The 21,399-nt window shown below is 65.3% G+C and carries 13 protein-coding genes; 7 read left to right on the top strand and 6 right to left on the bottom strand.

Going from position 1 to position 21,399, the window contains the following annotated elements; genetic code table 11:
- Positions 1–53: 53 nt before the first annotated feature.
- The 4 genes from FJ419_RS21255 to aztA all read right to left on the bottom strand — a co-directional run bounded on the left by FJ419_RS21255 (position 54) and on the right by aztA (position 3,262).
- Positions 54–392 carry a TIGR01244 family sulfur transferase gene (locus FJ419_RS21255; protein WP_140697780.1) on the bottom strand — a complete coding sequence of 113 codons (339 nt, stop codon included), beginning with the start codon at positions 390–392 and terminating at the stop codon, positions 54–56.
- Between the two features lie 199 nt (positions 393–591).
- Positions 592–1,533 carry a zinc ABC transporter substrate-binding protein AztC gene (gene aztC, locus FJ419_RS21250; RefSeq protein WP_140697776.1) on the bottom strand — a complete coding sequence of 314 codons (942 nt, stop codon included), beginning with the start codon at positions 1,531–1,533 and terminating at the stop codon, positions 592–594.
- A gap of 29 nt (positions 1,534–1,562) precedes the next feature.
- Positions 1,563–2,435 carry a zinc ABC transporter permease AztB gene (gene aztB / locus FJ419_RS21245; RefSeq protein ID WP_140697773.1) on the bottom strand — a complete coding sequence of 291 codons (873 nt, stop codon included), beginning with the start codon at positions 2,433–2,435 and terminating at the stop codon, positions 1,563–1,565.
- Entirely contained in the window at positions 2,435–3,262 is an 828-nt protein-coding gene (gene aztA, locus FJ419_RS21240) for a zinc ABC transporter ATP-binding protein AztA (RefSeq protein WP_140697771.1), read from the bottom strand. The genes aztB and aztA overlap by 1 nt, the downstream gene beginning before the upstream one ends.
- Before the next feature lie 220 nt (positions 3,263–3,482).
- Here aztA and FJ419_RS21235 point away from each other — a divergent pair, with 220 nt between their 5' ends.
- On the top strand, positions 3,483–3,827 hold the full coding sequence (locus FJ419_RS21235; protein ID WP_140697768.1) for a RidA family protein: 345 nt from the start codon (positions 3,483–3,485) through the stop codon (positions 3,825–3,827).
- A 183-nt stretch (positions 3,828–4,010) separates the two neighbouring features.
- Here FJ419_RS21235 and hutC read toward each other — a convergent pair whose 3' ends face one another.
- Positions 4,011–4,757, bottom strand: coding sequence for a histidine utilization repressor (gene hutC / locus FJ419_RS21230; RefSeq protein ID WP_140697765.1), 747 nt, complete (start codon positions 4,755–4,757; stop codon positions 4,011–4,013).
- A 13-nt stretch (positions 4,758–4,770) separates the two neighbouring features.
- Complete coding sequence (locus FJ419_RS21225) at positions 4,771–6,126, bottom strand: formimidoylglutamate deiminase (RefSeq protein WP_140697762.1); 1,356 nt, start codon at positions 6,124–6,126, stop codon at positions 4,771–4,773.
- A 97-nt stretch (positions 6,127–6,223) separates the two neighbouring features.
- On the opposite strand from FJ419_RS21225, the gene hutI reads away from it, so the two are divergent.
- The 6 genes from hutI to FJ419_RS21190 all read left to right on the top strand — a co-directional run bounded on the left by hutI (position 6,224) and on the right by FJ419_RS21190 (position 21,167).
- Positions 6,224–7,453 (top strand): imidazolonepropionase, encoded by a 1,230-nt coding sequence (gene hutI / locus FJ419_RS21220; RefSeq protein ID WP_181170771.1) that lies wholly within the window; start codon positions 6,224–6,226, stop codon positions 7,451–7,453.
- The gene (hutH, locus tag FJ419_RS21215) at positions 7,450–8,985 is read left to right on the top strand and encodes a histidine ammonia-lyase (protein ID WP_140697756.1); all 1,536 of its coding nucleotides are present in this window, start codon (positions 7,450–7,452) and stop codon (positions 8,983–8,985) included. The genes hutI and hutH overlap by 4 nt, the downstream gene beginning before the upstream one ends.
- Positions 8,986–9,205: 220 nt before the next feature.
- Positions 9,206–10,021 (top strand): N-formylglutamate deformylase, encoded by an 816-nt coding sequence (gene hutG / locus FJ419_RS21205; protein WP_140697753.1) that lies wholly within the window; start codon positions 9,206–9,208, stop codon positions 10,019–10,021.
- 31 nt (positions 10,022–10,052) lie between these two features.
- Entirely contained in the window at positions 10,053–11,726 is a 1,674-nt protein-coding gene (gene hutU, locus FJ419_RS21200) for a urocanate hydratase (RefSeq protein ID WP_181170770.1), read from the top strand.
- A gap of 5 nt (positions 11,727–11,731) precedes the next feature.
- The gene (locus tag FJ419_RS21195) at positions 11,732–12,319 is read left to right on the top strand and encodes a HutD family protein (RefSeq protein ID WP_140546971.1); all 588 of its coding nucleotides are present in this window, start codon (positions 11,732–11,734) and stop codon (positions 12,317–12,319) included.
- 268 nt (positions 12,320–12,587) lie between these two features.
- Positions 12,588–21,167: a glucoamylase family protein gene (locus tag FJ419_RS21190; RefSeq protein WP_140697747.1), complete on the top strand. Its 8,580-nt coding sequence runs from the start codon at positions 12,588–12,590 to the stop codon at positions 21,165–21,167.
- Positions 21,168–21,399: the final 232 nt, after the last annotated feature.

Below are 21,399 nucleotides of genomic sequence, written 5' to 3'. Positions count from 1 at the left end.
ACGATGGCGCGAAGGATCGCCAGCTTGCGGAATTGGCCTATCGCGCTAAGCCGTCACCCCCGCTGCCGCTGGATCAGCCCATAAAGATTGGTGCAGCGCGCGCCTGAGCGGCAATAGGCGAACACCGGGCCTTCCAGTTCGTCGAGCGCAGCCGCCTGGTCCTCGACGTTGTCCATGGTGATCTGGCCGCTGATAACCGGGATGTAGCGGAAGCCGAGGCCGGCCGCCTCGGCCGCTGCCTTGACGCTATCGGCCGAAGGCTGGCCCGGCTGTTCGTCGTCCGGCCGGTTGCAGATCACGCTTTTGAAGCCGGCGTCCTTGATGGCGGCGATGTCCTGCGGCTGGATCTGGCCGGAGACCGAATAGTCGTCGCTGATCTGGCGGTATTCCATGATGTGGTCCTCGCAATCTCTTTGGCGCAGTCATGCCACCCCGGGACATGAGCGGCAATCCGTACGAGCGGATTTCTCTGCCAAATAGAGAATGTGGGCCGGAAAATCCAACCGGGCTCCCGCAGCGCCGCGTACCTCTTGGACACGCAATGGACGCTGCGGCAACCCAAAATGCCGGCCCGGTTGGATGCCTCGCCGCTCAGCTGCCGAGGATCGCGCCTTTGATCTGCGTGATGTTGTTGTGCATCATGTCGATATAGGTCGAGGCCGGTCCATCGGATCCCGACAGCGCATCGGAGTAGAGCGTGCCGCCGACCTTGATGCCGGTCTCGCCGGCGATCTGCTCGATCAGCCGCGGATTGGTGATGTTTTCCACGAAGATCGCCGCCGCCTTGTCTTGCTTGACTTGGCCAACCAGCTTGGCGACATCGGCGGCCGACGGTTCGGAATCGGTCGAGATGCCCTGCGGCGCCAGGAAGGTCAGGCCGTAGTCGTGCTCGAAATAGCCGAAGGCGTCATGCGAGGTGATGACGACGCGCTTGGCTTGGGGGATCGACTGGATCGCCGCCTTCACTTCGCCGTCCAGCGCATCGAGCTTGGCGGTGTAGGCGGCGGCATTCGCCTTGTAGCTGTCGCAGCCTGCGCTATCGGCCGTGCAGAACGCCTCGGCGATGTTCTTCACATAGATCTTGGCGTTGGCGATCGACTGGAAGGCGTGCGGATCGGTGACGGTCTTGCCGCCGCCGGTGCCAGCACCTTCGGCGGCGTCCGCATCGGCGAATTCCGGCTTGAAGTCGATCGGCGTCACGCCCTTGGTCAGCGTCACGATCGCGGCCTTGGTGGCGCTGGCGTCGACTAGGCGCTGGAGAAAACCTTCGAAATGCAGGCCGTTGACCAGCACCACGTCGGCTTTGGCCATCGCCACCGCGTCCGCCGGGCTCGGCTCATAGACATGCGCGTCGCCGTCCGGCCCGACAATGGTGGTGATGTCCACCCGGTCGCCGCCGACATTTTTCGCAAAGTCGGCAATCACGGTGAAGCTCGCTACGACCTTGAGCGGCGCCGCGAGGGCGGCCGATGTTGCGAAAGCGCTTAATGTTATAACGCTCAGCGTCAGCGCGGCGCGGAAGGATTTCAGCATTGGGCGGTCTCCTTGCTTGGGGATTGCGGTCAGGCGGTCCGATGTCGGTGATGCACGATGCGGGCACGCAGCACGCCGCGCGTGCCGAACAGGATCGAGCAGAAATAGACGACGCCGGCCGAAAGGATGATCGCCGGGCCGGAAGGCAGCGAGGCGTGATAGGACAAGAGCAGCCCGGCGATGCAGGAGGCGAAGCCGATCAGCACGGCGAGGATGCACATCGGCTCCACGCGCGCCGTCCAGAAGCGGGCCGCGGCGGCGGGCAGCATCATCAGCCCGACCGAGAGCAGCGTGCCCAAAGCCTGGAAGCCGCCGACGAGGTTGAGCACGACGAGGCCTAAGAAGATGAAATGCACCGGGCTGCCCATGCGGCTCACCGAGCGCAGGAACAGCGGGTCAAGGCATTCGGCGACAAGCGCGCGCCAGAAGATGGCGAGACAGGCGAGCGTCACCGCCACGATTCCGCCGATCAAGATGAGTGCCTCATCGTTGAGCGCCAGCACCGTGCCGAACAGCACATGCATCAGGTCGACGCTGGAGCCGCGGATCGACACCATCAGCACGCCGACGGCCAGCGAGATGAGATAGAAGGCCGCCATCGAGGCGTCCTCGCGCTGGATGGTGAAGCGCGACACCGCGCCCGCGCCGAGCGCGACGATGATGCCGGCTATCAACCCGCCGATGGTCATCGGCAGGATTTCGAGGCCATAAAGCAGGAAGCCGGCGGCGGCGCCCGGCAGGATGGCATGCGCCATCGCGTCGCCAGACAGGCTCATGCGCCTGAGCATCAGGAAGACGCCGACCGGGCACGCGCCGAGCGACAGCATCAGCGAGCCGAACAGCGCCCGCTGCATAAAGGCGAAATCGGCGAAGGGCGCGATGAACAGGCCGTAGATATCCATCACGCCGCCCTCGGTCCGGAGCCGTGATGATGGTCGTGTCGGTGGTCATGCGCATGATCATGATCGTGCGCGTGATCATGGCTGTGCTCATGCTCACTCGGCTCGCACCACGGCGCGTTTTCTTCCCACGCCTCGTGGAAGCGCCTTGCCTTGAGCAGATTTTCTGGGCGCAGCGTTTCCTTGGTATCGCCCCAGGCAACGGGCTGGCGGGCAAGCAGCAGCGTCTCGGGGAAATTCTGCCGCACCAGATCGAGATCGTGAATCACGACCATGATCGTGCGCTCCTCGCCATGCCAGCGCTTTATCAACTGGATGAGATCGCCGACCGTCTTGGCGTCGACCGCATTGAACGGCTCGTCGAGCAGGATGAGATCGGCGTCCTGCAGAAGCACGCGAGCAAACAGCGTGCGCTGCAACTGGCCGCCGGACAGCGTGTCGATCGGCCGCTTCTCGAAGCCGCCGAGCCCGACCGCCATCAGCGCCCTGCTGACGGAGTCGCGGTCTTCCCTGGTGTAGCGGCCGAGCATGCCGCGCTTCGGCCACAGGCCGAGCGAGACCAGATCGACGACGCGCGCCGGAAAGGAGCGGTCGAGCTCCAACTGCTGCGGAAGATAGGCGGTGCGGACGCCCGGCATGCGGACCACCGCGCCTTCCATCGGCTTCAGCACGCCGACGATGCCCTTCATCAGCGTCGATTTGCCCGAGCCGTTGGCGCCGACCACCGCGGTCAACGAGCCTTTGCGGACGATGCCGTTGAGATGATGGATCGCCGGATGGCTGCCGTAGCCAAGCGTCAGGTCGCGGAAAGTCAGGCAGGCATTGGTCATCGGGCGGCGGTCCGCGAAATCGAGTGAGCTGTCGATATGTGATGTTATTACATTAGTCAACACGCCAGGCTGGCGCAATTGTGTCACGACCGGTCAACTCGCCGTGTAGGTGGGCGGCAGAGACCGGACACTTGGCTCAATTGGTTTCGCGTCCGCCGGCCTTGCCCCGCGTCCGCCCGGACTCTAAAGAGCAGCGACTCCCATAACGAAGGAACCTCCAATGAGCATTCGTCGCATCGATGTCGGCCCGCGCATGAGCCAGATCGTCATCCATGGCAACACCGTCTATCTGGCCGGCCAGGTCGGCGAGCCCGGCGGCAACGTCGCTTCGCAGACCCGCGACATCCTCAAGACCATCGACGAATTGCTGGCCAAGGCCGGCACCGACAAGACCAAGATCGTCCAGGCGATCATCTGGCTGGCCGACATGGGCACCTTCGCCGAAATGAACTCGGAATGGGACAAGTGGGTGCCGCAAGGCCATACCCCGGCACGCGCCACCGGCGAAGCCAAGCTCGCCGCTCCGGAATATCTGGTCGAGATCATTGTCACGGCGGCGATTTAAGCGCGGCGCCGGAACTGCCAATCTCCCCCCTTGTGGGGGAGATGCCCGGCAGGGCAGAGGGGGGCGCTGTCCCGCCGGCCTTTCAATTTCGGCATAAAGACCCAGGCCAGACCAATCGACGTTGCGCTCTACGGCGCCCCCCTCTGGCCTGCCGGCCATCTCCCCCACGAGGGGGGAGATCACTCACCCCTGCGAGGGCGTAAACCTTGCCACCAGGGTATGGCTGTCCGCCGGATAGACGAACCGAACATGCGTCACCGGATGTTCGGCGCTCCAGGTGCGGCGTTCGACCACCAGGCAGGGCGCGCCCACGTCGATATCGAGCGCATCGGCGATCGTCTCGTCGGCGGCCATGGCGCGGATGCGGTGCTCGGCCTCGCTCCACGGCACGCGGCCGATCAGCCAGGGGCCCGGCGCGATATCGAGAAATTCCTCCTCGCCGGCCTCGGCCACCGCTGAAAGATTGATCAGCCGCTGCTCGAGCGCGAACGGCCGTTCGCCGGCAAAATGCAGACCCTCCAGCGCCAGCACCGGACCCGGCGCGGAAAGTCCGAGCAGCGCTCGGTCCTCGGCGCCGCTGCGCCGCTTGACGCGTTCCAGCCGCTCATAACGATAAGGCAGGCCGAGCGCCTCGACCTCGATCCTGATGTCGTGCAGCTCCAGCACCGCCGCCTGCGACTGCGGCTGGCGCACGAAACTGCCTGAACGGCGGCGGCGCTCGATCAACCCGGCCTTGGCGAGCTGCGACAGCGCCTTGTTCACCGTCATGCGCGAGCAATTATAGTGAGCCGTCAGCTCGTGTTCGAAGGGGATGCGATGTCCGGGCGCCCAGGCGCCCGACAGGATCTTTTCGCGGATGTCCGACAGGATGCGCTGATGCAGCGAGACGTTCTCGCCGCCCTCGACATCATCCGGTTCGACAAGACTCATCGGATGTTCCTGTTCAGCCTTGCGACAGCGCGGTCATGACTTTGCGGAACCGTGCGGCGATGGCATCGCGCTTCGCATGCCTGCCGCCGCTGACCTGCTTCTTGCCATGCACCCAGACGCAATCGACCTTGCTGCCATTGGCAAAAATCCAGGCGTCGAGGATCGCATCGCCTGTCTTGCCGGAGAGCGATGGATGATTTTGGTCGAGCGAGACGAGATCGGCAGGGCAGCCGGCGGCAATTTGCGCCGGACCGGCGTCGAGCGCCTGGCTGCCGCCGTCGAGCGAAGCATCGAACAGCGCACGCCCCGTCGATCCGCCGGCGCGGGCCAGCACATTGCGGGCGCGGTGAGCGAGACGCTGCGAATATTCGAGCTGCCGAAGCTCGTCCGGCAGGCCGATCAGCACATTGGAATCGGAGCCGACGCCGAAGCGCCCGCCATGCTCGATGAAGAGCGGCGCCGCGAACGTACCGTCGCCGAGATTGGCTTCGGTGATCGGGCAGAGCCCCGCGACGGCGCCCGTCCGTGCCATCGCGACAGTCTCGGCCTCGGTCATATGGGTGGCGTGGATCAGGCACCAACGTTTGTCCACGCTGCCGTTGGCGAGAAGGAATTCGACCGGACGCTTGCCCGACCAGGCGACGCAGTCCTCCACTTCCTTCACCTGTTCGGCGACATGGATATGGATCGGTCCGTCCGGCGCCATCGCGGCGATCGCATCGAGCTCGTCCGGTGTTGCGGCGCGCAGGCTGTGCGGCGCAACGCCGACGACGGCCTGCTCCAGCGAATGAACCGCCTCGCAGCTTTTCTCAAGCAGACGTCCGAAGCGCTCGACATCATTGATGAATCGCCGCTGGCCCTGGTTGGGAGCCGCACCGCCGAAGGACGAATGGGCGTAAAAAACCGGCAGCAGCGTCAGGCCAATGCCGGTGTCTGAGGCGGCAGCCGAGATCCGCTCTGCCATTTCAGCGATATTGGCGTAAGGCTGTCCGTCGCGATCGTGGTGCAGGTAGTGGAACTCGCCGACGCGCGAAAAGCCGGCCTCCAGCATTTCGACATAGAGCTGCGCCGCCACAGCCTCGACCTGGTCCGGCGTCATCGACAGCGCGAAGCGGTACATCACTTCGCGCCAGCTCCAGAAACTGTCGGCCGAAGGGCCGCGCAATTCGGCCAGACCCGCCATGCCGCGCTGGAAGGCGTGGCTGTGCAAATTGGGCATGCCGGGCATGACGATGGCGTGGCGCTCGTCGCCGGCTTGCGCGGAAGCGCTGGCCTCGACCTTCGAGATGCGGTCGCCGCCGAAAGCGATCCTGACATTGCTTTGCCAACCCTCGGGCAGAAGCGCCTGTTCCGCAAAGATCGCCGTCACCTGCGTCTCCAAATCTCGATGCGTGAGCGACGATATTGCTTGCGTCGCGTTTCAATATGTATATACATAATCACCATCCTTTCAAATGGAAAAGATGATGGGTGGAGCAAACAACAGGAGCGGTCATCGGGTCTGGCGCAATGCGCGCCTGGCGACCATGGCCGAGGGTGCGGCCGGCCTCGGCATCGTCGAGAAAGGCGCGGTCGCCGCGCGTGACGGGCTTATCGTCTATGCCGGCCCCGAAGCCGACATGCCGGCTGCGGCCGGGCAAGGCGCCGAGACTGTCGATTGCGCAGGACGCTGGATCACCCCCGGCCTGATCGACTGTCACACGCATCTTGTCTATGCGGGAAACCGCGCCAACGAGTTCGAGATGCGGCTGGCCGGCGCCACATATGAGGAAGTGGCACGCGCCGGCGGCGGCATCGTCTCCTCGGTCAAGTCGCTGCGCGCCGCAAGCGAAGACGACCTTGTCGCCCAGACGCTGCCGCGGCTCGACGCGCTGATCGCCGAAGGCGTCACCACCGTCGAGATTAAGTCCGGCTACGGCCTCGATGCCGACAATGAAAAGAAGTCGCTGCGCGCCGCCCGCCGTCTGGCCAATGAGCGGCCGGTGACGATCCGCACCACTTGTCTCGCCGCCCACGCCCTGCCGCCGGAAGCCAAGGGCGACAAGGACGCCTTCATCGATCTCGTCGCCGACACTATCCTGCCGCAGGTCGCCGCCGAAAAGCTCGCCGACGCGGTCGATGGTTTTTGCGAGGGCATCGCCTTCTCGCCGGAGCAAATGGCGCGCGTGTTCGATCAGGCAAAGGCGCTCGGCCTGCCGGTAAAACTCCACGCCGACCAACTCTCCAACCTGCATGGCGCGGCGCTTGCCGCCCGCTATGGCGCATTATCGGCCGACCACCTCGAATATACGGACGAGGAAGGCGCCGAAGCGATGGCCAAGGCCGGCACCGTGGCGTCCATCCTGCCCGGCGCTTACTACTTCATCCGCGAGACCAAGAAGCCGCCGGTCGATCTCTTTCGCCGCCACAGCGTGAAGATGGCTGTCGCCACCGACTCCAATCCCGGCACCTCGCCGCTTACTTCGCTGCTGCTCACCATGAACATGGCCGCGACCCTGTTCGGCATGACAGTCGACGAATGCCTTGCCGGCGTCACTCGCGAGGCCGCGCGCGCGTTGGGCTTGCTTGAAAGGACCGGCACGCTGGAAGCCGGCAAATCGGCCGATCTCGCCATCTGGGACATCGAGCGCCCGGCCGAACTCGTCTACCGCATGGGCTTCAACCCGCTCCATGCCCGAATCTGGAGAGGACAATGACGGAACTTACCCTGAAGCCCGGCAGCGCCACGCTTGCCGACTGGCGGGCCATCTATCGCGGCGCCGTGCCGCGGCTTGACGCCGCCTGCCGGCCGAAGATCCGGGACAGCGCCGAGGCCGTCGCCCGCATCGTCGCCAAGGGCGAGCCGGTCTATGGCATCAACACCGGCTTCGGCAAGCTGGCCAGCGTCCGCATCCCGGCTGACGATCTCGAAACGCTCCAGCGCAACATCGTGCTGTCGCATGCCGCCGGCGTCGGCGAGCCGATGCCCGTCGCCGTGGTGCGGCTGATGATGGCGCTGAAGCTCGCCAGCCTGGCCCAAGGCGCATCCGGCGTGCGGCCCCGGACTATCGAATTGCTGGAAGCAATGCTCGCCAACGATGTCATTCCGGTCGTGCCGGCGCAAGGCTCGGTCGGCGCTTCCGGCGACCTCGCGCCGCTTTCGCATATGACCGCCGTCATGATCGGCGTTGGCGAATGCTTTACCCCGCATGGCCGGTTCCCGGCCAAGGTCGCCTTCGTCTCGCATGGACTGGAGCCGGTGACATTAGGCGCCAAGGAAGGTCTCGCGCTGCTCAACGGCACGCAGTTCTCGACCGCCTTCGCGCTGGCCGGCCTGTTCGAGGCCGAGGTTCTCTATCAGTCGGCGCTGGTCGCCGGCGCGCTGTCGACCGATGCCGCCAAAGGTTCGGACGCCCCCTTCGACCCGCGCATCCATCTGTTGCGCAAGCATCGCGGCCAGATCGAGACCGCGGACGCACTGCGTAATCTCATGGCCGGCAGCGCCATTCGTGAATCGCACCGTGTCGGCGACGAGCGCGTGCAGGATCCGTACTGCCTGCGCTGCCAGCCGCAGGTGATGGGCGCCGCGCTCGACGTGCTTCGCAAGGCCGCCGATACGCTCGAGACGGAGGCCAACGGCGTCACCGATAACCCGCTGATCTTCGCCGAGGACGACACCGCGCTTTCGGGCGGCAATTTCCACGCCGAGCCGGTGGCCTTCGCCGCCGACATGATTGCGCTCGCCGTCTGCGAGATCGGCTCGCTGTCGGAGCGTCGCATTGCCATGCTGGTCGACCCGGCATTGTCCGGCATGCCGGCCTTCCTCACGCCGAAGCCCGGTCTGAACTCCGGTTTCATGATCCCGCAGGTGACGGCCGCGGCGCTCGTTTCCGAAAACAAGCAGAAGGCCTATCCGGCGAGCGTCGATTCCATTCCGACCTCGGCCAACCAGGAAGATCATGTCTCGATGGCCGCCCACGGCGCGCGCCGACTGCTCGGCATGATCAAGAATGCGACCGCCGTCATCGGCATCGAATTGCTGGCCGCCGCCCAAGGCTGCGATTTTCACGCGCCGCTTGCATCCAGCGAGGCGCTGGAGGCGGTGCGCAAGCTCGTGCGAGCCGAAGTCCCGCATCTCGACAATGACCGCCATTTCCATCCCGACATGGAAAAGGCGATCGCCATGGTCCGCAGCAGCGCCGCGGTGAATGCGGCGGGTGCCGTGAAGCTGCCGGGGATTGCGTCGTGACATTGAATGCAGCCGTAGGCCGCGCTCTGTCGCGCCCCCCTCTGTCCTGCCGGACATCTCCCCCACGAGGGGGGAGATCAGACTTCACGCCGGCTTTCGCCAATCGCCGACGTCGCAGGATTGAGCGGGGCGCCGAAACCGCTGATCTCCCCCCAAGTGGGGGAGATGTCCGGCAGGACAGAGGGGGGCGCCGTAGAGCTCCAACCTGCGGAGGTCTCGCATGACCCCGTCCTGGCTCAATGTCACCCAGGGCACCGCGCCGCTGCTGGTTTCGATCCCGCACACCGGCATCGACCTTGCCGGCCTCGACTCGCGTCTGGTCTCGACTTGGCTCGGGCGGCGCGACTGCGACTGGTGGATCGACAAGCTCTATGATTTCGCCGCCGACCTCGGTGCAACCGTCGTGCACACCGCCATCTCGCGCACCGTCATCGACGTCAATCGCGATCCGTCCGGCGTCTCGCTCTATCCCGGGCAGGCGACGACCACCCTTTGCCCGACAGACACTTTTGACGGCGATCCGCTCTACCGCATGGGTGAGGAGCCGAGCCCATCCGAGGTCGACCAGCGCCGCGAGACCTATTTCGAGCCTTACCATGGCGCCCTGCAGGCCGAGATCGACCGGCTGCGCGGAATGCATGACAAGATCGTGCTCTATGACTGCCATTCGATCCGCTCGGTGCTGCCGCGGCTGTTCGACGGCACGCTGCCGGTCTTCAATCTCGGCACGAATGACGGCAAGAGCGCCGATCCCGTGCTGCAGGAAAAAGTGGCCGCCGTCCTGGCCGCGACCGGCGAAACCTGGGTGGTCAACGGCCGCTTCAAGGGCGGCTGGATCACCAGAAGCTTCGGCCAGCCCGGGAGCGGCGTGCATGCGCTGCAGATGGAACTCTCCAATCGCGGCTACATGCGCGAGCCTGCGGAAAAAGGTTCGCCTGAAAATTGGCCGGTGCCTTACGACCCAAGCTACGCCGCGCCGATCCGCGCCACGCTGGAAACAATCCTCGAAACCGCCATTGACTGGGCTGGGCGCTGACCCGCGCCGCCCGCCTTGCTTGAAAGGGACAATGATGACCGATCCTCGTCACAACATACGTGAAGTGCGCGCCCCGCGCGGCGACAAGCTCAACGCTCGCTACTGGACGACGGAAGCGCCGTTGCGCATGCTGATGAACAACCTCGATCCCGAGGTCGCCGAGAACCCGAACGAGCTCGTCGTCTATGGCGGCATCGGCAGGGCGGCGCGCACCTGGAACGACTTCGACCGCATCGTCGCTTCGCTGAAGACGCTCGGCGAGGACGAGACGCTGCTGGTGCAGTCGGGCAAGCCGGTCGGTGTTTTCAAGACCCACGCCAACGCGCCGCGCGTGCTCATCGCCAACTCCAACATCGTGCCGCACTGGGCAACCTGGGAGAAGTTCAACGAGCTCGATAGGAAGGGCCTGATGATGTATGGCCAGATGACGGCCGGCTCCTGGATCTATATCGGCACGCAAGGCATCGTTCAGGGAACCTACGAGACCTTCGTCGAGGCCGGCCGTCAGCATTATAATGGCGACCTCAAGGGCAAGTGGATTCTCACCGGCGGCCTTGGCGGCATGGGTGGCGCCCAGCCTCTGGCGGCCGTCATGGCCGGCGCTTCCTGCCTCGCGATCGAGTGCAATCCGGACTCGATCGATTTCCGCCTGCGCACGCGCTATGTCGACGAGAAGGCCGAGACGCTCGACGAAGCGATGGAGATGATCAATCGCTGGACCAAGGCCGGCGAAGCAAAATCGGTCGGCCTGCTCGGCAACGCCGCCGAGATCGTGCCTGAGATGTTCAGGCGCGGCATCCGCCCCGACATTCTCACCGACCAGACCTCGGCGCATGACCCGATCAACGGCTATCTGCCGAAGGGCTGGACGATGGCCGAGTGGCGCGAGAAGCGCATCTCGGATCCGAAAGCCGTCGAGAAGGCCGCCCGCGCCTCGATGCGCGAGCATGTCGAGGCGATGGTGGCATTCTGGAACGCCGGCGTGCCGACGCTCGACTACGGCAACAACATCCGCCAGGTCGCCAAGGACGAGGGTTTCGAGAACGCCTTTGCATTCCCGGGCTTCGTGCCGGCCTACATCCGGCCGCTGTTCTGCCGCGGCATCGGCCCGTTCCGCTGGGCCGCCCTCTCGGGCGACCCGGAAGATATCTACAAGACCGACGCCAAGGTGCGCGAGCTCACCCCCGGCAACGCCCATCTGCACAACTGGCTCGACATGGCGCGCGAGCGCATCTCGTTCCAGGGATTGCCGGCGCGCATCTGCTGGGTCGGCCTCGGCGACCGCCACCGGCTCGGTCTCGCCTTCAACGAAATGGTCGCCAAGGGCGAACTCAAGGCGCCGGTCGTCATCGGCCGCGACCATCTCGATTCCGGCTCGGTCGCCTCGCCGAATCGCGAGACTGAATCCATGAAGGACGGCTCCGACGCCGTTTCCGACTGGCCGCTGCTCAACGCGCTGCTCAACACCGCGTCCGGCGCCACCTGGGTGTCGCTGCACCATGGCGGCGGCGTCGGCATGGGCTTCTCGCAGCATGCCGGCATGGTCATCGTCGCCGACGGCACGGCTGACGCGGCAAAGCGCCTGGAGCGCGTGTTGTGGAACGATCCGGCGACAGGCGTGATGCGACATGCCGATGCCGGCTACGACATCGCCATCCAGTGCGCCAAGGAGCACCAGCTGAACCTGCCGGGCATCCTGGGCTGAGCCAGATGCGCATCCTTCGTGCCGCCGATTACCGCGTCATGCCGTGGAAGAATGGCGGCGGCACGACGACCGAAATCGCCGTTTCGCCCGGCGGCGCCGGGTTCGACGATTTCGACTGGCGCGTCTCGATGGCCCGCGTCGAGACCAGCGGGCCATTCTCAAGCTTCGCAGGCATAGATCGAACATTGTCGGTGCTGGAAGGCGAGGGGATCATTCTCGACATTGCCGGCCGGCCGCCGGCGCGGCTGACCACGGCCTCAGCGCCGCTCGCCTTTCCTGGCGACGTGCCTACCGGCGCGGCGCTGATCGGCGGCCCGATCACCGATCTCAACATCATGACCCGCCGTGGCCGCATGACCCATAGCGTCGAGCGCCGATCGCTCTCCAGCGAGGTTCGCATTGCGCCGCGCGCCGACACCACCCTCGTTCTTGCCGTCGGCGCCGGCGCCACGCTGCTCACGGACGCTGGGCCGAGCCTCGGACCGCTCGACACGCTGATCCTCGACCGCGACAGCCCGGAATTGCGGCTTCAGCCCAAGGGGCAGGGCCCGCTTTTCGTGATCGGGCTCCACCGCCTCGCCGCCAACCATTAACGGCTGTTGCCAAACATGATCGCGGGTTGGGCGAATTATCGCCCGGCCCCTTGCATGTACCACGAAAAAGCCTGAATCCTTGCCCTGATCCAACCGGGGCGGAGAGCGAGGGGCGTTCGCCCACGAGCTGTCGAAAGGGCACGCCCCTGTTGTGGTGCGCAGAACAAACTTTCGGCCAACCAGTCATGCAACCAATTGCAATTGATCCGGTTTTAGGGGCATTGCCGTGGCGGTGACGCCGCATTGCGCCCGCCTTACGGAATTTTCAATGAACATTCAGACGAACCCGAACAAGATTGAACTGACAAGCGCCGGTTTCCCGGCGGCGACGGAAGCGCCGATACGCTCCAATTTCCTGCCTGAGGACCGGCTGCGCGCCTTGGGCGTCGGGCTCGCCAACGGTGAAGTCAAGGAATTGTTCGGCCTCGCCCCGTTCGAGTTCCATACCCGCATTCGCGACAGCGCCAAGAAGATTCTCGAAGTCTACCGCTCGACCAATGCCGCCCAGGCCAAGGGCGAGACCATCACGCCGGCCGCGCAATGGCTGCTCGACAACAACTACCTTGTCGAGGAGACCATCTTCCAGGTCAAGCGCGACCTGCCGCGCCGCTTCTATCGGCAGTTGCCGACGCTCACGCTCGGCAACGGCACCGTCTTGCCGCGCGCCTTCGTCGTTGCCTGGAGCTATGTCGAGCATTCCGACAGCTCGGTCTCCGCCAGCATGTTTAAGGCAATCGTCGAGGGCTTCCAGTCGGTCGAGCCGATGAAGATCGGCGAACTCTGGGCGCTGCCGTCGCTGCTGCGTTTCGTGCTGATCGAGAACCTGCGCCGCATCGCCGTTCGCGTCGACCGCACCAGGCAGATGCGCCATGTCGCCAACGAGGTCGCCGACCGGGTTCTCGCGACCGACGACAATGCCGACCGCACCAGGATCCTGTCCAACTACAGCGCGCATGCGCAGGACACCACCTTCGCCACCCAGCTGCTCTACCGCCTGCGCGACGGGTCGCAGAACGCCGGCCGCGCGCTGGAATGGCTGGAAGGCGAGCTGGAAAAGACCGGTTCCGATGCCGAGGAGATCATCATCTCCGAGCATCAGACGCTCTCTAGCGGCAATGTCACCACCGGCAACATCATTCGCGGTCTGCGCCTCATCAATGACGTCGACTGGACGGTCTGGTTCGAGGGCGTCAGCCGCATCGACACGCTGCTGCGCGACAAGACCGATTTCGCCAACCTCGATTTCTTCTCGCGCGACCAGTACCGCACCGCGATCGAGCAGCTGGCGCGCCGCTCGCATCTCTCCGAATACCGCGTCGCCGAAAAGGCGATCGAGCTTGCTGGCCACACGCCCGGCCTCACCGATGCGTCCGGCGTGCCCGAAACCGCCGACCCCGACGTGCACACCGATGTCGGCTTCTTCCTGGTCGGGCCGCGCCGGCAGGAGCTGGAAAGGGCGATCGGCTACCGGCCGCCTTTCTACGTGACCTTCAAGCGAGGCTTTGCCAGCGCCGGCTGGCTGGGCATCGTCGTGCCGGTTTTCCTTTTGACGGCGCTGCTGCTGGTGCTGTCGGGCAAAGCGCTCGTCAATCTCGGCCTGTCGGTGGAATCGATCACGCTGATGCTGGCGCTGTTTGCCGTTCCGGCCAGCGAAGGCGCGCTGGCCTTCTTCAACACCGTGGTAGCGCTGTTCCTGAAGCCGACCAGGCTTGTCGGCTACGATTACAACAAGCACGGCATCCCGGCCAAATCGCGCACCTTGGTCGTGGTGCCTTCGCTGATCGGCTCGCGCGACGACGTCGAGGAAAACATCCGCAACATCGAGGTGCACCACCTCGCCAACACGGCGGACGAGATCCGTTTCGCGCTGTTGTCCGACTGGCCGGATTCCAAGACCGAGATCGACGTCGCCGACATCGAGATCCTGCAATATGCCCGCGACGAGATCGCCAGGCTCAACGCCCGCTATCCGTCCGAAGGTTCGCCGCGCTTCTACCTCTTGCACCGGCGCCGGCTCTATAACCAGGCGCAGGGCTGCTGGATGGGCTGGGAGCGCAAGCGCGGCAAGCTGCATGAGCTGAACCTTCTTTTGCGCGGCGACAGCGATACTACCTTCCTGCCGCTCGACGTGCCGCTGCCGGAAAACGTCGTCTATGTGATGACGCTCGACGCCGACACGCGCACCACGCGCGACGCGGTCTCGGACCTGGTCGGCAAGCTCGCCCATCCGCTGAACCGCCCGCATTTCGATCCGGTCAAGTGCGTCGTCACCGCCGGCTACACCATCCTGCAGCCGCGCATCACCGCTTCGCTCACCAGCGGCGACGATGCCTCCTTCTTCCAGCGTGTCTTCTCTGCCAATCGCGGCCTCGACCCCTATGTCTTCGCGGTCTCCGACCTCTACCAGGACGTCTTCGGCGACGGCTCCTTCACCGGCAAGGGCCTCTATCATGTCGACGCCTTCGAAGCGGCGCTGAAGGGCCGCATCGACGAAAACACCATCCTCAGCCACGACCTGCTCGAAGGCGCGCTGGCGCGCGCCGCGCTGGTCACCGACGTCGAGCTGGTCGAGGACTATCCGACCCGCTACTCGGTCGACGCCTCGCGCCACCATCGCTGGGCGCGCGGTGATTGGCAGTTGCTCGGCCATATCTTCGACCCGCGCTCCGGCGTGCCTGCGCTGTCGCGCTGGAAGATGGTCGACAATCTGCGCCGCTCGGTCACCCCGATCTTCTGGGTCATGGCCTGCGTCGCCGGCTGGACGCTGCTGCCCTTCACCCAGGCCGCGCAGTGGCAGGCTCTTATGATCCTCAGCCTGTTCATGGCGCCGACCTTCGACATCGTGAACGGCATCCTGCCGAAGAGCGGCGACCAGACGCCGCGCGGCCATTTCTCCGCCTTGGCCCGCGATACCGTGTTCGGCACAGCGCTTGTGGCGTTGAAAGTGCTTTTGATGGCGCATCTCGCCTGGATGATGGGCGATGCCATCATCCGCACCATCTATCGGCTCTTCGTCAGCCGGCAAAATCTTTTGGAATGGCGTACCGCCTCTCAAGCCGCCAAGGGCGGCAACGATCTCGGCGCCTATTACGGCATGATGTACGGCGCAGTGATCATCGGCGTCGTCGGCCTGGCGATTCCGGTGCTGGCCGATTCCACCGGCGCCTTCGTCGCCTTCTTCTTCGCCATCTTCTGGATCGCTTCGCCCGCCGTCGCCTGCTGGATCAGCCGCTCGGCCGAGACCGAGGACAGGCTGCGCATCTCGACCGCCGACATCCACGCGCTGCGCACCTTCGCGCGCCGCACCTGGCACTATTTCGAGACCTTCGTGACGGCCGAGCAGCATCACCTGCCGCCGGACAATTTCCAGGAAAGCCCGGCGCCGGTTGTGGCGCCGCGCACCTCGCCGACCAATATCGGTGTCTATCTGCTGTCGGTGGTGTCGGCGCGCGATTTCGGCTGGATCAGCCTGTCGGACGCCATCACCCGCATCGACGCCACGATGACGACCATCGAGAACATGCCGCGCGATCGCGGCCATCTCTACAACTGGTACGACACGACGACGCTGAAGCCGCTCTATCCGCTCTACATCTCGGCGGTCGACAGCGGCAATCTCGCTGGGCATCTCGTCGCGGTGGCGGCGTCCTGCGCCGAATGGGCCGAAGCGCCTTCCGTGCATCTGCAAGGCGATTTCGAAGGCATCATCGACACCGTCACCATCCTCGACGAGAGCCTGGACGAGCTGCCGGACGACCGCCGGCAACTGCGGCCGCTGCGCCAGCGCCTTGCCGACCGTCTCGACGGCATGCGCCGCGCGGTGGCGACCATCAAGGCGCAGCCTGAGATGGCGTCGATCCGCACCATCAACCTTGCGGTGCTGGCCGGCGAAATCCGCAAGCTCGCCACCGCCATCCACACCGAGGCGGCGTCGCCGAAGAGCGATATCATCGCCGACTGGGCGGCCAGGCTGGAAGCGACCTGCGAGGCGCATGTGCACGACTCGCACAATGACGATAGCGCGGTCGCCTCTCTGCGCGCCAAGCTGCTCGCCTTGCGCGAGCGCTGTCGCCGCTACGCCTTCGAGATGGATTTCTCCTTCCTGATGCGGCAGGAGCGCAAGCTGCTCTCGATCGGTTACCGCGTCGAGGACCGCCAGCTCGACGAGAGCTGCTACGACCTGCTTGCTTCCGAAGCGCGGCTCACCAGCCTGTTCGCCATCGCCAAGGGCGACCTGCCGACCGAGCACTGGTTCCGTCTGGGACGGCCGATCGTCGAGATCGGCTTCCAGGGCGCGCTGATGTCCTGGTCGGGCTCGATGTTCGAGTATCTGATGCCGCCGCTGGTGATGAAGGAGCCGCAGGGCTCGATCCTCAACCAGACCAGCAAGCTCATCATCAAGCGCCAGATCCAGTATGCGCGTTCCAAGAACGTGCCCTGGGGCATTTCGGAAGCGGCCTACAACGCCCGCGACCGCGAGCTCACCTATCAGTACACCAATTTCGGCGTGCCCGGGCTCGGCCTGAAGCGCGGCCTTGGCCAGAACACCGTGATCGCGCCCTATGCGACGATTCTAGCCGCACAGTTCAGTCCGCGCGAGGCGGTGCAGAACCTGCAGCGGCTGCGCTCGATCGGCGCGCTCGGCCGCCACGGCTTCTACGACGCGGTCGATTTCACGCCGCAACGCGTGCCCGAAGGCACCGACCACGCCGTGGTGCAGAACTATATGGCGCACCATTCCGGCATGACGATCGCGGCGGTAGCCGACGCTATTTTCGAGGGCCGGCTGCGCGAGCGTTTCCACAGCGACCCGGTGATCGAATCGGCCGAGCTTCTGCTGCAGGAGAAGGCGCCGCGCGACATTCCGACGGCGACCGTCAGGACGGAAGCCGACGAGCGCTCCAAGGACGAGACCGAGGCCGAGAGCCCGGACAGCCGTGTCGTGCTCGACCCGATCAAGGCGCTGCGGGCCACCAACGTCATGTCCAACGGCCGCTATTCGGTCATGGTCACCGCCACCGGCTCCGGCTACAGCCGCTTCGGCGAGCTTGCCGTCACCCGCTGGCAGCCGGATCCGAGCGAGGATCGCCTCGGCTCCTATATCTTCCTGCGCGACGCGGCGACCGGCGACTGGTGGTCCGCCACCGCGGAGCCGAAGCGCGCCGAGGGCGAGCGCGTCCAGACGCTGTTTGGCGACGACAAGGCGAGCTTCACCAAGACCGTGGGTTCGCTGCGTTCGGAAGTCGAATGCATCGTCATTTCAGAAGGCAATGGCGAAGGCCGCCGCATCACGCTCTACAATGACGGCGCCACCGACCGGCACATCGAAGTGACCTCCTTCGCCGAGCTGGTGCTCGGCAACGAGACGTCGGACAACGCGCATCCGGCGTTCTCCAAGATGTTCGTCGAGACCGAGATCGCGCCGAACAACGGCGCGATCTTCGCCACAAGGCGCAAGCGCGACAACAACGATCCCGACCTCACCATGGTGCATTTCGTCACCGACCCGTCCGGCCCGTCGCGCGATGCCGAGGCCGAGACCGACCGGCGCGCCTTCATCGGCCGTGGCCGCACCATCGCCGATGCCGTCGCCTTCGACCCCGGCGTCAGGCTTTCGGGCGGCCAGGGTTTCACCCTCGATCCGGTAGCGGCGCTGCGTCGCCAGGTGCGCGTTCCAGCCAACAAGAAGATATCGCTGACCTTCTGGACCGCTGTCGGCGCCAATCGCGGCGAGCTCGACGAGGCGATCGCGCGTCTCGACCATCAGGAGAGCTTCGCCCGCCAGGCCATGCTTGCCTGGACGCGCAGCCAGGTGCAGACGCGCCATCTGGGGCTCAGCCTCACCGACGCCGCCAATGTGCAGAAGCTGGCGCGCTATTTGATCTATCCCGATCCGTTCCTGCGCCTGCCGGCGGAATCTATCGCGTCGGGCCTCGGCCGCCAGTCGAGCCTGTGGCCGACCAGCATCTCCGGCGATTTCCCGATCTTCCTCGTGCGCATCGGCGACGTCGCCGATCTCGAGATCGTCGCCCAGGCGCTCCGCTTCCAGGAATACATGCGGGCGCGGGGCATGATGATCGACTTCGTCGTCGTCAACGAGCAGGCCTCGTCCTACGTGCAGGACCTGCAGCGCGCGGTGGAGACGCTGTGCGAGAACAGCCGCCTGCGCGGCCGTGAGCTCGGGCCCCGCCAGCACATTTTCGCGGTGCGTCGCGACCTGATGGACGAGCCGACCTACAAGACCTTGCTGTCGGTGGCGCGCGTCGTGCTGCACACCCGCAACGGCACGATCTTCGATCAACTCGAACGTGCCGAGACGGCGGCGCTCCAGGCTCGCGATGCCCTGATGCAGGCCGAGGGCGGCACGCCGCGCGAGCCCGTTCCGCCGCTGCCCTTGCCGGTGCCGGCAAGCCGAAGCGGAGCCGACATCGCCGCCGACGGCAGCGGTCTCAGCCTCTGGAACGGCTTTGGCGGCTTCGACGGCGACGGCCGCCACTATGTCACCCGGCTGACCGGCCGGCGTTCGACGCCGCAGCCCTGGATCAACGTGATCTCCAACGCTTCCTTCGGCTTCCACGTCTCGGCCGAAGGCGCCGGTTTCACCTGGAGCCGCAACAGCCGCGACTATCAGCTGACGCCATGGTCGAACGACCCGGTGTCGAACCGGCCGGGCGAAGGCTTCTATATTTTCGACCAATTGAGCGGCAAGGCCTTCTCGCCGATGGCCGCGACGGTTCGCGATCCGTCGATGACCTATGAGACCTGGCACGGCCAGGGCTTCTCGACCTTCCGCTCCAGGCGCGGTTCGCTGTCGATGGACCTGACGCAGGTGGTCGATCCCACCGATCCCGTGAAGATCACCCGGCTGCGCATCCAGAATGCCGGCCCAGCGCCGGCGCGGCTTCGCATTTACTCCTATGCCGAATGGGTGCTGGGCGGCCATCGCTCGCGCACGGCGGCGACCATCGTGCCGTCGCGCGACGCCGCCACCGGCGCCATGCTGGCGCAGAATCCCTATGGCCTCGACTTCGGCGAGCGTGTCGCTTTCCTGGCGGCCAGCCATCCTGTCCATTCGGTAACCGCCGACCGCAGCGAGTTCATCGGCAGGCACGGCACGACCGAATATCCGCAGGCCGTGCTTGGCGGGCTTGCGCTTTCCGGCCGCATCGAGGCGGGCGATGATCCCTGCGCTGTCGTCGCCAGCGACATCGACATTGCCGCCGGCGGCGACGTGACGCTGTCCTGGCTGCTCGGCGACGCGGCCACGCCCGCCGATGCGAGCGCGCTGGTGCAGACCCATCGCGGCAAGGATTTCGATGAGCGCCTGGCCGATAACGAGCGCGTCTGGCGCGGCTTCCTCGACACCATCCAGGTCGAGACGCCCGACGAAGCGATGAACGCCATGGTCAACCACTGGCTGCCTTACCAGAGCCTGGCCTGCCGCATCCGCGCGCGCTCGGCCTTCTACCAGGCGAGCGGCGCGTTCGGCTTCCGCGACCAGTTGCAGGACACGCTCTCGCTTCTGGCGCATGACTCGAAGCTGGCGCGCGACCAGATACTCAACGCGGCGCGCCGGCAATTCCCCGAAGGCGACGTGCAGCATTGGTGGCTGCCGCGCACCGATGCCGGGGTGCGCACGATGATCTCGGACGACGTAGTCTGGCTGGCGCATGCGACGGCCCGCTACATCGAGGTGACGGGCGATGCCGGTATCCTCAAGGAGCAGTTGCCCTTCATCGACGGACAGCAGCTCGGCGAGGGCGAGCACGACGCCTTCTTCACGCCGGAGATCACCAAGAACACCGCGCCGCTCTATGAACATTGCGCGCGGGCGCTCGATCTCGCTATCAAGCGCAGCAGCCCCGCCGGCCTGCCGCTCATCCTTGGCGGCGACTGGAACGACGGCATGAACCGTGTCGGCGAGGGCGGCAAGGGCGAGAGCGTGTGGCTGGGCTGGTTCCTGCTGAAGACGCTCACCGACTTCGCGCCTGTCGCCAAAGGGCAGGGCGACACCAAGCGGGCGCAGGCTTGGGCCAAGCACGCGGACGCGCTGAAGCGGGCCCTGGAAAGCACCGCCTGGGACGGCCAATGGTACCGGCGCGGCAGCTTCGACGACGGCACGCCGCTTGGCTCGCACAATTCGGACGAGTGCAGGATCGACTCGATCGCCCAGTCCTGGAGCGTGCTGTCGGGCGAGGGTGATCCAGCGCGCTCGACGACGGCCATGGAACAGGCGACCAATATCTTGGTCGATGACGAGCTCAAGATCGTCAAGCTGTTCACGCCGCCCTTCTCCAAGAGCGAGAAGGATCCCGGCTATATCAAAAGCTATCCGCCGGGGGTGCGTGAGAATGGCGGCCAGTACACCCATGCTGCCACCTGGTTCGTGATCGCGCTGGCCGAAATGGGCCGCACCGACGAGGCTTATCGCTGCTTCTCGATGCTGAACCCGGTCAACCACGCTTCGGACGAGGCGGCGGCCGAGCACTATCGCGTGGAACCCTATGTCGTGGCCGCCGACATCTATGCCGGCGAAGGCAAGGGCGGCCGCGGCGGCTGGACCTGGTACACGGGCTCGGCCGGCTGGCTTTACCGCGCCGCGGTGGAGGGCATTCTCGGTATCGAGCGGCGCGGCAAGGAGATCACGTTTAGGCCGAAGCTGCCCGGGCACTGGGACGGCTACGCCGCGACGCTCAAGATGTTCGACGGCGAGATCAAGCTTCGTGTTATCCGCGACAAAAAGACCAAGTCGATCTCGCTAGAAGTCGATGGTTCGAAGAAAAAATCGGCCTCTTTCGAGCCGAAAGCCGGCGACAAGACCGAGGTCGTCGTCAGGATACCTGCGTAAAATCAAAGGTTTGGTTCGTCGGCCGCGCATCCCTCGGGGTGCGCGGCCGATCGCCGTTTTTTACTTGGCGCGGCTCTCGCGTCCGATCGCGCGCCTTCCTTTAGGGCAGCCTAAGCAAGCAGCTTGTGATTAAAAATGTGGCAGCGCGAGGCAGGTGCCATTATTTTGCCGCAAGCCTGACATTTCACCTTTTATCTCAAACCGTTAGGTGATCACGTCAGATTTCGTACCG

Source organism: Mesorhizobium sp. B2-6-2 (assembly GCF_006440615.1).
Classification (GTDB): domain Bacteria; phylum Pseudomonadota; class Alphaproteobacteria; order Rhizobiales; family Rhizobiaceae; genus Mesorhizobium.
Note: the sequence above shows the minus strand (reverse complement) of the source record. Positions and strands in the feature narration are given on the sequence as shown.